Raw genomic sequence first — 12,171 nt, 5'->3', positions numbered from 1 at the left:
CCGACGAGATCCTGCAGCCGCTTTAGCTCGCCGCGGTCCTCACCGGATGGCTACGGATGCCCGTGGCCGATGGCGAGTTCATTATGGCCTCAATGTGGTGACAGCCGCATTGTCCGGTTCATCGAGGGATGTGACCGATTTTCTCAAGCACAATCAATCGGAGGTTATTATGCGTAACTTTGTAATGGTGGCGGCCGCCGCCGCAGCTTTGCTCGCTATTCCTGCCGTATCTAGCGCACAGACGAACGTGACTGTGACCACCAGCGTCAGTGACTTCTGCGGCATTGGCCTGGCCAATGTGGCTGGCGGCAATGCCGCCGTCGCCAATGGCGTTCGGCAGAAAGTCACCACCCTGCGGATGTCCTGCAACTCAGCCACGGGCGCCAAGCTGACCTCCAGCGCCCAGAATGGCGACTTCAAGTCTCCGGCCGGCGTGCTGATCAACTATGACTGGGATCTGGTCGTTCAGGGCGTGCCGGCTCTCGGCTTCGCCGCCGTCGACACCTGGCCCGGCAGCCCCGCGATCGTCACCAACTCTGGCGGCTATAGCCAGGCCCTGGCTGACGGCATCTTCGCCGATCTGTTCCTGAACCTCTGCTACAACGTCCCAGGCGGCCCTGGCGCGGGCGGAACTCAAGGCGATCCGACCAACCCTGGCTCCTCGGGTTGCGCGGCTGCGCCCTCCGGCCCCGGTGCGGCTTCTGCGCCCGCCGGCACCTATACGGAAGTCTTTACCTTCGCGTTGAACCCGGCCTGACCGGAAAGGGAAGCAGGGAGCCGATGGAGCGGCTCCCCGTTTTTCTGCGCTTTAACCTGCATGGGAGGATGCAGTCATGAGATTGCAAACAGTCGCGGCAGCCGTCGCTGCCCTAGTCCTGAGTCTCGGGTCGACCGGCGACGGTCGCGCCATGGACGTGTCGCCTATGGTGGCCAAGATCACGCCGTCCGGCAGCGGATCGAGCTATCGGTTGACGGTGCGAAATGACAGCGCCGCCGCAGCGACGGTCGAGATTGAAGTCTATCGGATGCAGGTCGATGAGACCGGCGCTCGCAGTCTGACGCCCGAAGATAACGACATAGTCGTTTTCCCCGTCCAGTCGGTGATCCCGCCGAACCGCGAGCAGGTGGTTCAGGTCCGCTACCTCGGCGACGCGAGTAGTGAGGGCCGGATGTATCTGGTTCGTGCGGCGCAGTTGCCGATCAACATGCAGACGACGACCGAGAGCGGTGGAGCTGGAGCCGACATCAAGGTCGCGTTCACCATCAACACCTATGTCTTTGTCGCGCCCGCGAATGCGCGAGCGGCGGTTGAAGTGACGTCGGTGTCGCGGGAAGCCAACGGCGATGTGCTCTTGTCGGCTCACAACACGGGCGCAGGTTTCGCTCATCTTCGAGAAGCCCGGTTCACGCTGACAACTTCCGACGGCAAGGTGCATGAAGTTCCGGCGGCGGATGTCGACGTCGGAGAGGTCAGCGTGATCGCCGGCGGCGCCACGCGCAGGATTCGTATCCCTGCGGCGTTAGCAGCAGGGGCAAACGGCGACGTCACTGCGTCGATCGCCCTCCTGTGAAATGGCCGCTGGACGCACGACCTGGCGGCGCCTCGGCGTTGCGGCATGCTTGGGGGGCAGTGTGGCCTCGCCCTGTCGCGCCGAGGCGTCACGCGCCTCGGACGAGGTGGTGCGAACGGCGCGCGACTATTCCGTCGAGGCGTTCGGATCTCCGACCGCAGTGATGGTTCCGATTGAACGGGACGCCTCCAACGTCCCGTTCGCCGCCGGCGCCGCGCCGGTCAATCCCCCCATGACCGGCGCGGCGACCGGCGGACCCCAGGACGAGGCCCCCAGCGCTCGTCCGATGCCGGTATTGACGCCGATCCAGGGTCCATTGACGCTCGATGGGCTATATCTCGGCGACATCAGCGGCGAAGTGGACATGCAGGGCGAGGGCGTCATCGACGCTGTCGCCCTGATGGACCTGGTGGGCTCCAAGGTCTCTCCGGGCGTGCGAGATCGATTGAAGGCGGTCATCGCCTCGCAGCAACGCGTCAGCATGGCGGATCTGAGAGGAGAGGGGTTTTCGATTTCTTTCGATCCTCTGTCGCTGACTTTTGTCGCGGAACTGGCTGTTGATGCCCGCGCGCGTCGCGATGTCAGTTTCGCCCGTAATGAGGTGGTCGATCCAACGGCCTTCGATCAGCCCGCTCATTTTGCAGCGGGCGCCAATATCAGCATGGCCCAGTTGTATTCCCATGATGAGGGGCGCTTCGCGCCTCTGGCCGGCGGTATCGATATGTTCGCCAATATTGGCGGGTTCGATGGGGTCACCCTGACGGGGGGCGTCGACTACGACGGCAGCAGTCAGGATCAACGCTGGCGTCGCCGCGAGATACGGCTCTCCAAAGATCTGTTTCAGTCCGCCGTTCGCCTGACAGCGGGTGAGTTTGCGCCGCCGGTTGAGAGTTTTCAGGGATCTCGCCGTTTTCTGGGTCTGTCGGCTGCACGCGCCTATTCGACCATACGCCCGTTCCAGAATGTGCGACCGGCTGGCCGTCGACAGTTCATTCTGGATCGGCCTGCTCTGGTCGTGGTCGAGGTCAACGGCGTTGTCGTGGAACGTATCCGACTTGAGGCAGGTCCTTACTCGTTGTCCGACTTTCCCTTTGGTCAGGGCGCCAACACCGTTCGGCTGCTGGTCGAAGAGGATAGCGGCCAGCGCGAGATCGCGGTCTTCGATCTTTTTGGCGGGGCGGGGCTGCTGGATCCGGGCGTGATGGATTTCGGCGTATCGGCTGGCGTCCTGGAGGAGGGCGGCCAGTTGGAATACGGATCGACCCTCGCGGCGTCCGGCTTTGTCCGCAGAGGGATCACCGACGCGCTTACGCTCGGGGCCAACGCCCAGTGGGCTGACGGCCGCGGTCAGATGGGGGGGCTTGCAACGTGGGGAAGCCGCCTGGGGCTGGTGCAAGCCAGCGCCGCCGTCAGCCACAATGGCGATACGGGCGCGCAAGGCTATATTGTTGCGCTGGACTATATGCGCGAGGCGAAACTGGCGCGCGAGGTCGAGCTGCGGGTTGTCGCCTCTGCGCAGGCGACCAGCAAATTCTTCCAGACGGCCTTCGAGAACTCAGCCTTCAATCGCGAGCAGTGGCGGGCCGCCGGGCAGGCCCTCGTCCGCTACAAGGCCTATTCTCTCAGTCTTGGCGCCGCCTTCGTGAAGGGGCGTGAGCAAGAGGATCGGACCGATTTCAGTGTGTCGATTGGTCGGACGTTCCGCAAGTTCGGGGTCAATCTGGCCTGGCAGCGTGGAGCCACCAGCGACGGTGTCGAGGATACGCGCTTCGGCTTGACGCTGACCACCCGCTTTGGCGGTCGATGGAGCGGCGCTGCGCGCTACGACAGTCAGAACGAATTCCGCGAGGTGGGGATCTCACGCTCGGCCTCGGGGCGGCTGAATGATCTGAGCGGCGACATCCGCTTCTCTGAAGATCGCAATAACCAGACCCTTTCCGGCGATCTGCGCTACATCAACAACCGCTTCGACGCAGAGGTTATCTCCAACCGGCTGGTGTCCACCGTGCCAGGCGGCTCCACCCGACAGGAGTCTCTGTGGCGGCTCTCGACCCTCGTTGGTTATGCAGACGGCGCGTTCGGCATCGGTCGCGCCGCGCGTGAAGGCTTTGTTATCGCCACGCCGCATCCGACGCTCAAGAACGCGCAGGTCAGTCTGACAGACTCCAGCGGCTACCCCGTGGCCCGCAGTGGTTGGTTCGGACCGGCGCTCGCCGGTATCGACCGGGGGTATGGCGTTCGACGCTACGAGCTCGATGTCGATCCGCTTCCGCCCGGTTATGACCTCGGCAGCGGCGTGATCAGCACCTTCCCGGGATATGGCAACGGATATCGGTTCGTCGTTGGCAGCGACGCGTCGCACACGGCCAGAGGTATTCTTGTTTCGCCCGAAGGCCCCATCGCCCTGGTAGGCGGTTCGATCATGGCGACCGATGCGCCTGCAGGCGCGCCCGGCAAGCCGTTCTTCACCAACAGAGGCGGGCGCTTCGTCGCTGATGGGCTGGCGCCCGGTCGCTACCGTCTGGTTGTGCAGGGGGGAGTGCTCGGGGAGTTCGTCATCCCCGATAATGTGGAAGGAATAATCGATGTCGGTGAAATCAGAGTTTCGCGGTCGTTGCCCTGAACTGTTGGGACCAAGGGCGTGGCTAAGGGGCGGCGGCGTGGCTTTCGCCCTGCTTTTGGGCGCGACGAATGCGCATGCGCAAGATTGCAATCCGGCGCTTGTCGAGGCGGCTCAAACTGTTCGCATCGAATATAATCCATTCGCGCTCAGCCCAACGCCGGGCGCCCTGGACGTGGCCCTGGAGAACAAGGGCGAGGGAGCGTGCGACCTACGACTTTCATTTACGGATGAGGCTGGCATTGAGGTGACGGACGTGAAGCTCGGCGGGGTAGGGGTTCGATTTCGCCCCCGTGAATCCTCGGGCGTTCAGGCGGCTGACGTCCAGAGGGGCGTCTTCCAATACCTTCTGGCGGCGGGGCAAAAGGGGGTGGCCCAAATGGACGCCGTCGTGGTGCAGGGCGCTGTCGCCGATGCCGGTGAATACGGCGTCGATCTGCGTCTGCTCATAAAAAACACTGACGGCGTCGAGCTGATCTCCCCTGTTCCCGTCCGTCTTGTCCTGCAGTCGACGCCTCGTGCCCAATTGAACCTGGCCGGCGCCGCGGGAGCGTTTGGTGAAGGGTCCAGCGTCGAGGTCGTTGATTTCGGCGAGGCGGCGACAGGTGCGACCCGTCGTATCTTTGTCCAGGTTCGGGCCAATGCCCCTTCCACTCTGACAATTAAGTCGGAGCGCGGCGGGGTGATGCGCCGATTGGGAGACGTAGAGAACGCCACCGTCGTGCCTTATGGCGTGGAGCTTGATGGCGATCAGGTCGATCTAACCGCTCTTTGGACAAAAGAAATTGATCCTCCTCGCACCCTCTCGGGACTCGCCCTGCCCATGACTTTCATCTTGGGGCTCGTGAATGGTCAGATGGGCGGGAGGTACGAAGACTTGATTACCGTTGATATTTCGCCAAATTAACAGGTACCAATTTGGCTAACGAAGATTAACTTTTAAGTTTTAAATATCATTTCTTGGCTTATTTTTAAGTGATGGTTGTATGCCTTGATGGTAATGAATATTTTTTTATTGATACATATCAAATGATGTCGAACTGGTTTGATAGCTTGTTGGCTAATATTTTGGCTTTGATCTGAGTTGAAACTATTATTTCTTAGAATTGTCTTGCTCTGTGTTCTTGTATGGCGAACCAATGCACCGGCAATGTGATTGCAGCTTGTAGGTGAGGGGGCTGAGTCCGCCGATTTACGGGGCCGTCCGGAGCAGGGAAGCTATGATAAATCAGGATATCGTCGGGGCGCCGGTTGGCATGCTTGATGACCGTCTGCGGGGGGAAATGGGGCCGCCCAGCGAGCGACGCTCCTTCGCAAGGCCGCCGATCACGAGGCCCATCCCTCGCTCTTCTGAGGCTGAGGTCTGGTTTGAAAATGATGAAACGGCGCGGTTTGTTCTGGACCTGAGCGGTCGCGTTCTCAGCAGCAACGCCGCTGCACGCGCCCTGGCCGCATGCGGGATGCTCGGGTCCGGAGGGGTGTTTATCTGCTCCTCACATCGCAACCGCCTCGAGTTGGACATGCTTCTCCAACGGCTTGCCGACGAGCGCGAAAAAGCGGGTCGCATCCTGTTTCGCGCCGGAGACGACGCCTGGTGCATTCTGGATATTGTTACCGCACCCGAAGCGCCGAACCGGGCTTTCGCATCGGTGCGCCCGGTCAAGCCTCTGGACGAAGGCAAGGTTGCGGCGGTGGGCGGTGTCTTTGGGCTGACGCGCGTCGAGAAATCCGTGCTTGTTCGACTGACCAGCGGCGAAGCGCCCAAGGACATCAGCCGCAAGATGGACATGTCCATACACACGGTCCGGTCCCACCTCCGCTCGATTTGCATGCGTATGGGCGTCAAGGGGATAAACGGCGTCCTTCGCCTCAGTTTCCTGATGGCCTGAAGCTGACGAAACCGCCGCGGACGGCGATAGGCTCTTTGATCGCAATGAGCACACCGGCCTGAATAGCCAGGCTGGGTTGTCGGTGAGCAGAAAGCCTGACGCACAGCGCTTGCGGTGTGGTGCAGCAGGAGAATGTCCCGACGCCATCGCGCTCACGTACAGGGCGATGATGATGACGCCACGTCGCGGGTTCAGCTGCGGCCATGTCTGTGGTCTTCTCTAGGTCCTGCGTCAGGCGAGCCTCAATATCCGGCAAGGCGTGCAGCGATTATCCGCGGCGGCGTCAGGACCCTCTGGCCGGCATCCGGTCTCAAGGGGACGTCGATCGTGTCGACCCCCTCGTTTGACGCTGGCAAACCAGATCACAGCGACCCAGGGCGTTCCGACGCCTCGCTACACGAAGACGTTGGCTTGCGCCCGGGAACGCTCCCCTCATCCAGGGTCTCATTCGAACCGTATCAGGTTCCGCCCTGCTTCAGAGCCGGTTGCACGACTGCAGTTCCCGAGTTCATTGATGACCCGTACTTTCCGCCTTTCCGAACTTCGCCGGCTACAACTCAATGCCGAAAACATGGCGAGGCTGTCGCCCTTCAAGGCTGATCGTGAGAAGTTCGCTAGGATCTCCGCGCGGTACAGACGAGAGGCTGATGCTCTGGAGCATGAAAGCGAGCCCGGGGCTACCTGCCGGTAGAAGGGCGCTTGAACGGCGGCCGAGGCGTTTGCCAGGTCGGCTGGCCGCGGGCGCCGACAGGGCGGCTCAGGCCTCGATCATGGTCGTGACCTTGGCCGCCAGATCCATCATCGCGAACGGCTTCGTCATGACCTCCATGCCGGGCTCCAGCAGTCCGTTGCCGACGGCGGCGTTCTCGGCATAGCCCGTGATGAACAGGACCTTGAGCTCCGGGCGCCTCATGCGCGCGGCGTCCGCCACCTGACGCCCGTTCAGGCCGCCAGGAAGACCGACATCGGTGACCAGAAGATCGATCCGGTGCTCGCTCTCCAGGATGCGCAAGCCCGAAGGCCCGTCGCCCGCTACCAGCGTGGCGTAGCCATGCTCGCGCAGAACCTCTGCGACGAGGCTTCGTACAGAGGGCTCGTCGTCGATGACCAGCACGGTTTCGCCATGACCGGACCCTGGATTCGGACTCGAGACGAGCGGGTCCGGTTCGGCCGGGCCTCCGTGGTAGCGCGGCAGGTATAGGCACATGGTGGTGCCCAGTCCCGGCTCGGAATAGACGCGGATCTGTCCGCCGGATTGCCTCACGAAGCCGTGGATCATCGACAAGCCCAGGCCGGTGCCTTGTCCGATCGGCTTGGTAGTGAAAAAGGGTTCGAAAATCCTCTCGATGATTTCGGGGGTCATTCCCGAGCCCGTATCAGTGACGCAGACGGAAATGTACTGCCCGGCGGCGAGATCGCGCTCGCGGGCATGACGATCGTCAAGCCATTTGTTCGCCGTTTCGATCGTCAGTCGTCCTCCGCCGGGCGCCGGGCCGCCGTCCAGGAGCACGCAGTTGAAGAGGCGTTCGACAGCATCGCGGCCTCCCAGCATGGCGACCCGGTTGCGCAGGTCGTGAACCGCCTTAGGCGTGAACAGGTCCTGGATTAAAGCTCCAACCATGGCCTCCGGCGACTGATCGAGGAAATCCCCGATGTTCGCGGAGACGCGCGCCACCTGGTTAAAGCGACCAGGAAGCCGATCGGTTGGATGGCTCCGGGGATGTGGATGGGTTCGCGATCGCAATTGGTCAGGTCGACCGAGGCGGCGGGGGTCGTCACTTTCGGTCGGCTCCGGGATAGGCGCGTGCGGCGTTTTCGAACACGGCGAACACCGAACAGGCCGCACTTGCGGCGCTGTCGAAGCGGTCCGGCGAACTGAGCCGTTCATCAAGAACAGAGGCTAATGCGCGCCAGGCGGCCGGGTTCCCGGACGAGAGGAAGGATTTCGGAAGACCATCGGGAACCGAGCGGATGAGAACGGCGCCGCCGAGACGAGAGCCTTCAAGGACATAGATTGCGCCCAGGACCTCCGCCTCGCCGCGAAAAGGCGTGACCTGGGCCGGTTCAGGGAAGGCCAGGCCCATCAGGTTCAGGTCGGATCGCAGTGCAATTGTGCGGCGCCGTTCATGCCAGTCCGGCAGATGGGTTTCGGCGTCGGCTTCATCGAGAGCGGCCTCGACGCCCATGAAGGCGCCGGCCTGCGCCTGGAGAAAGGCGCCATAGTCGGCGCGACAGGTCAGATCATAGCGAGACATCCATCCGTCCAGACGGTCATGGGCGGCGGCGGTGGCCGCCTTGAGCTTGAAGCGCGCGCTGATTGCGGGGGCCGGTCCAGAGGAATTGAGCAGGCTGGCTTCCTTTCCGTTTTCCAGGGGGCGCCCACGATTGGGAACGCTCTCGTTGGAGCGTCTTACGGTTTATCAAATGCTTGACCGGAACAAGGCCGGAACCTCGCCGGCCGTTGCCTCGCAGGGATGTTCAGGAGGCCGTTGAACGTCCACCGAAGCATCTTCGGGCAGCTGGTCCCCGCCATCGGCAATACCGGTCAGACCTCGAACACACGATAGGGAAGGTCGCCCAGGGTCCGCAGAACGGGCAAGGCGACATTGTAGACGGGGACGCCTCGTGCCGTGCGGCCTTCAGGCGCGCCGCGGTGAGCATGCCCGTGGACCACCAGTCTGACGTTCTCGTAGCGATCCACGACCTCCCCCAGGCGAGAGGAGCCGAGGAAGGGGTGAATCTCCGGCGGCTCGCCGATCACCGTGTCCACGATAGGCGCGTAGTGCAGCAGCACCACGCTGCGTTCGGTACGAAGGGTGCGGATGGAATTCTCGATCAGGTTGGCGTCTTCGACCGCCTCCTGGACGAATTGCTTGATCGAAGCCTCTCCGAACGAACTGAGCATGTAACGACCGAAGCCGCCGACAAAGCCCTTGCCGCCGGCGAAACCGACGCCCCCGATCTCATAGGACTCTCCGGTCAGCATCCTGACGCCCGCCTCGGACATCAGTCGGGCGACTTCGTCGGGCTGGCCGCATTCATGCTCATGATTGCCGAGAACCCCAACCATGGGGATGCGGCAGGCGCGCAGGTCTTCGAGCAGGTTCTCGACCTCGCCTGTCTTGCCGAAGTTGACCAGGTCGCCGCAAAGGCAGAGGACGTCGGCGTCTTCGTGCACGCGGTCGAAAAGGTCGCGATAGACACGGTGCGAAGTCTCGCCCACGTGCAGGTCGCCAACGGCGGCGATACGCAGCTTCCTTCCCGGTCCGGCCTCCATGCCGGGTTGAGGCGTCTGGACGTCAGGCGACGGGGTCATGGCGTTCCTCCAGGCCCTTGCCGACAACGTCGCCGAAGCCCCATTCGCTGATGTCGGCGATATAGTCGCGAGGGCTGAACAGACGGCCGCGACAGACCCTGACGCGCGGCGCGGGCAGATCGACCTGGGCCTGAAGCCGTTCCAGGAGCTCGGTCATCAGCCATGCCGGCACACGGCCGCGCTCTGTGGGATAGGCGAAGCGGAAGTTCAGGAGATGGGCCATCAGGACCTCCCAATAGAGGTCCATCTGATCCAGCATGGACTTCCAGTCGATGGCGTCGGACTGCTTCAGGATGACGTGGTTCACGTCGGCGCCGTCGTATCGATACCGATCCTGGATGAAGACCTTGGACAGGATCAGGGCTGTCGGCGACGTGATCATGACCTCATGGCCGTAGACCGTGATCCGGTCCTCGCCAAACCAGCTGTCCGACACCGCGATGGTGCCGTTCGACATGGCGAAGATGACGTCGAAGAAGTGCTTGTCGTCCTTCCAGACCTTGGCGATCCAGCGCTCGTCCTCAACATCCGTCCGGTAACCGCGGGCCTGGAAGTAGGCGAGAATGCGAGGGTAATCGCCTGGCTTGCAGAAGACGTCCAGGTCCTTGGTGGGACGGCGGATGCCGGTGTAGGCCGTCACCGCATAGGTGCCGGAGAGCAGGAAAGGCACGCCGGATTCCTTCAAAAGCCGCAGGCTCTCCTCGTAAAAGGCCATGGCCTCGGGCGGAGGTTCAAATGCGGGCTCGGCGACGGTGTCAGACATGCAGCGGGGTTCCTGAACAAGGTCAGGGAAACGGAGGCGCAAAGGCGAGGGTTCCCTCCCGGCAAGCTCTGACCAAAACCGGCATGGTCGATGATCAGCACCTCCCCGCGGGACGCCGGTCGCCGTCTGAGAATGGACGAGGCGCCGCTAGCCGCGCCCGCCGCGATCGAAACCGGTCGAAACGCCGTCGGGCTCAACTGACCAGACCCCATTCTGCCGAGCGGTTGAACCATCTCGCGGCCAAGCAGTTAGCCAAAGCCAGGCTTTAGGGAGAGGGCGACATGACCATCGATGAACGATCCGGCGGGTTGGTTCGACCCCTGCACCGCATATTGCTGGCGTTTCCGATCAGCCTCTTCACCTTCGCCCTGTTCACCGACATCGCCTATCTGAAGACGGCGGAGATTCAGTGGACGAACTTCTCGGCCTGGCTGATCACCGGGGCGCTGGTGTTCGGCGGGATCGCAGGCGTCTTCTCCATCATCGATTATGTCGTTCGCGCGCGGCGGGGTCGGTCCCGCCTCAGCCTGATCCATCTGGTTGCGCTGGCCCTGGCCTGGGTGCTGGGGCTGGTCAACGCCTTCAAGCACAGCCAGGACGCGTGGAGCTCGGTCGGCGCTTTTGGCCTGATCCTATCCCTCCTATGCACATTGCTGGTCATGATCGCCGGCTGGATCGCCTATTCCGCGCGGGAGACCATCTGATGGACAAGAACCTGCTCGCCGCCAGCGCCGCGACCCTTGCAATGGCTCTAACGGTCGCGTCCTGCGGCAACGCCAGCGATCCCAAGCTGAGCCAGACCGGACAGAATCCTGATCTGCCCAAGGTGAACGAGACCCTGGTTCCAGCGATGAAGATCAGTCCGCCCGCCGGCTGGAACGGCGAGACGCCGACCGTTCCGCAGGGCTTTACCGTCAGCGCCTTCGCGACCGACCTGAAGATTCCGCGTCAGATGCTGGTCCTGCCGAACGGCGACGTGCTGGTGGCCGAGGGGCGGGGCGGTCACGCGCCGCCCTTGCGCCCCAAGGACGTGATCGCCGGTTTCATCAAGAAACAGGGCAACACCAAGATCAGCGGCGGCGACCGCATCACCCTGCTGCGCGACGCCGATAACGACGGCGTCCCCGAACTGCGCGCCGTCCTGGTCGATAATCTGGATGCGCCATACGGTCTGGCCTATGTCGAGGGCTACCTCTACGTCGCCGAGCAGGGGGCGCTGACCCGTTTCGCCTTCCAGCCCGGCCAGACGGGTATCGCGACCCCCCCCGAGCGAGTCACAGCTCTGCCCTCGCGCGTGAATCACCACTGGACCAAGTCCCTGACCGTCAGCGCGGACGGCGCCAAATTCTATGTCGGCATCGGCTCCAACTCCAATATCGGCGAACGTGGGATGGCCCTGGAAGAGGAACGGGCCGTTGTCTGGGAAATCGACCGCGCGACCGGGGCGCGTCGCACGATCGCCACCGGTATCCGCAACCCGACCGCTCTGGCGATCGAACCGACCACCGGACTCCTGTGGTCAGTCGTCAACGAGCGTGACGAACTGGGTCCTCAACTGGTGCCCGACTACCTGACCCAGGTCCGCGACGGCGCCTTCTACGGCTGGCCCTACAGCTATTGGGGCCAGAACGTCGATCCTCGCGTGATGCCGCAAAAGCCGGACATGGTCGCCAGGGCCGTCAAGCCCGACTACGCCCTGGGCTCGCACGTCGCGGCGCTTGGTCTTGATTTCGCGCGGAGCGGCGGCTTCGGCGGCCCGTACGCCGACGGCGCTTTCATCGGCATGCATGGGAGCTGGAACCGTCAGGACCCGTCCGGGTACAAGGTCGCCTGGGTCCCGTTCAGCGGCGGCCGCCCCGCGGGACAGCCCATCGATTTCGCCACCGGCTTCCTCAAGGACGGCGAGGCCCGCGGCCGTCCGGTCGGCGTGGCCTTTGACCCGACGAAACGAATACTTCTGGTCGCAGACGACCTGTCCAACACGGTCTGGCGGATCGCCCCCTCGCGGTGAG

Annotated in this window: 12 protein-coding genes; 7 read left to right on the top strand and 5 right to left on the bottom strand. The window is 63.0% G+C overall.

What is annotated here, in order from left to right; genetic code table 11:
- The first annotated feature begins 169 nt into the window (after window positions 1–169).
- The 5 genes from DXK21_RS10355 to DXK21_RS10335 all read left to right on the top strand — a co-directional run bounded on the left by DXK21_RS10355 (window position 170) and on the right by DXK21_RS10335 (window position 6,080).
- Window positions 170–757: a hypothetical protein gene (locus DXK21_RS10355; RefSeq protein WP_162790635.1), complete on the top strand. Its 588-nt coding sequence runs from the start codon at window positions 170–172 to the stop codon at window positions 755–757.
- Between the two features lie 76 nt (window positions 758–833).
- Entirely contained in the window at window positions 834–1,571 is a 738-nt protein-coding gene (locus DXK21_RS10350) for a fimbrial biogenesis chaperone (protein WP_114817702.1), read from the top strand.
- Between the two features lie 61 nt (window positions 1,572–1,632).
- The gene (locus DXK21_RS10345; RefSeq protein ID WP_162790633.1) at window positions 1,633–4,194 is read left to right on the top strand and encodes a fimbria/pilus outer membrane usher protein; all 2,562 of its coding nucleotides are present in this window, start codon (window positions 1,633–1,635) and stop codon (window positions 4,192–4,194) included.
- A gap of 37 nt (window positions 4,195–4,231) precedes the next feature.
- Window positions 4,232–5,098, top strand: coding sequence for a hypothetical protein (locus DXK21_RS10340; protein WP_114817700.1), 867 nt, complete (start codon window positions 4,232–4,234; stop codon window positions 5,096–5,098).
- Between the two features lie 313 nt (window positions 5,099–5,411).
- Window positions 5,412–6,080: a helix-turn-helix transcriptional regulator gene (locus tag DXK21_RS10335; RefSeq protein ID WP_114817699.1), complete on the top strand. Its 669-nt coding sequence runs from the start codon at window positions 5,412–5,414 to the stop codon at window positions 6,078–6,080.
- A gap of 757 nt (window positions 6,081–6,837) precedes the next feature.
- Here DXK21_RS10335 and DXK21_RS10330 read toward each other — a convergent pair.
- From DXK21_RS10330 to DXK21_RS10315, 5 genes are all read right to left on the bottom strand, one after another.
- Window positions 6,838–7,755 carry an ATP-binding protein gene (locus DXK21_RS10330; RefSeq protein ID WP_245945184.1) on the bottom strand — a complete coding sequence of 306 codons (918 nt, stop codon included), beginning with the start codon at window positions 7,753–7,755 and terminating at the stop codon, window positions 6,838–6,840.
- Window positions 7,686–7,859 carry a hypothetical protein gene (locus DXK21_RS17110; RefSeq protein ID WP_326970203.1) on the bottom strand — a complete coding sequence of 58 codons (174 nt, stop codon included), beginning with the start codon at window positions 7,857–7,859 and terminating at the stop codon, window positions 7,686–7,688. The genes DXK21_RS10330 and DXK21_RS17110 overlap by 70 nt, the downstream gene beginning before the upstream one ends.
- Entirely contained in the window at window positions 7,856–8,266 is a 411-nt protein-coding gene (locus tag DXK21_RS10325; RefSeq protein WP_162790632.1) for a biliverdin-producing heme oxygenase, read from the bottom strand. Before DXK21_RS10325 ends, DXK21_RS17110 begins: the two co-directional genes overlap by 4 nt.
- Before the next feature lie 359 nt (window positions 8,267–8,625).
- Window positions 8,626–9,396 carry a metallophosphoesterase family protein gene (locus DXK21_RS10320; RefSeq protein ID WP_211306013.1) on the bottom strand — a complete coding sequence of 257 codons (771 nt, stop codon included), beginning with the start codon at window positions 9,394–9,396 and terminating at the stop codon, window positions 8,626–8,628.
- The gene (locus DXK21_RS10315) at window positions 9,380–10,159 is read right to left on the bottom strand and encodes a nucleotidyltransferase family protein (RefSeq protein ID WP_114817696.1); all 780 of its coding nucleotides are present in this window, start codon (window positions 10,157–10,159) and stop codon (window positions 9,380–9,382) included. Before DXK21_RS10315 ends, DXK21_RS10320 begins: the two co-directional genes overlap by 17 nt.
- Window positions 10,160–10,440: 281 nt before the next feature.
- On the opposite strand from DXK21_RS10315, the gene DXK21_RS10310 reads away from it, so the two are divergent.
- Window positions 10,441–10,863 carry a DUF2231 domain-containing protein gene (locus DXK21_RS10310; protein ID WP_114817695.1) on the top strand — a complete coding sequence of 141 codons (423 nt, stop codon included), beginning with the start codon at window positions 10,441–10,443 and terminating at the stop codon, window positions 10,861–10,863.
- 41 nt (window positions 10,864–10,904) lie between these two features.
- On the top strand, window positions 10,905–12,170 hold the full coding sequence (locus DXK21_RS10305; protein ID WP_417281658.1) for a PQQ-dependent sugar dehydrogenase: 1,266 nt from the start codon (window positions 10,905–10,907) through the stop codon (window positions 12,168–12,170).
- Window position 12,171 lies beyond the last annotated feature (1 nt).

It is taken from the genome of Brevundimonas bullata (assembly GCF_003350205.1).
GTDB classification, from domain to species: domain Bacteria; phylum Pseudomonadota; class Alphaproteobacteria; order Caulobacterales; family Caulobacteraceae; genus Brevundimonas; species Brevundimonas bullata.
Note: the sequence above shows the minus strand (reverse complement) of the source record. Positions and strands in the feature narration are given on the sequence as shown.

Coding starts and splice junctions, on each gene's coding strand:
- DXK21_RS10355 (WP_162790635.1), top strand. CDS start 170: ATGCGTAACTTTGTAATGGTGGCGGCCGCCGCCGCAGCTTTGCTCGCT.
- DXK21_RS10350 (WP_114817702.1), top strand. CDS start 834: ATGAGATTGCAAACAGTCGCGGCAGCCGTCGCTGCCCTAGTCCTGAGT.
- DXK21_RS10335 (WP_114817699.1), top strand. CDS start 5,412: ATGATAAATCAGGATATCGTCGGGGCGCCGGTTGGCATGCTTGATGAC.
- DXK21_RS10325 (WP_162790632.1), bottom strand. CDS start 8,266: ATGGGCGTCGAGGCCGCTCTCGATGAAGCCGACGCCGAAACCCATCTG.
- DXK21_RS10320 (WP_211306013.1), bottom strand. CDS start 9,396: ATGACCCCGTCGCCTGACGTCCAGACGCCTCAACCCGGCATGGAGGCC.
- DXK21_RS10315 (WP_114817696.1), bottom strand. CDS start 10,159: ATGTCTGACACCGTCGCCGAGCCCGCATTTGAACCTCCGCCCGAGGCC.
- DXK21_RS10310 (WP_114817695.1), top strand. CDS start 10,441: ATGACCATCGATGAACGATCCGGCGGGTTGGTTCGACCCCTGCACCGC.
- DXK21_RS10305 (WP_417281658.1), top strand. CDS start 10,905: ATGGCTCTAACGGTCGCGTCCTGCGGCAACGCCAGCGATCCCAAGCTG.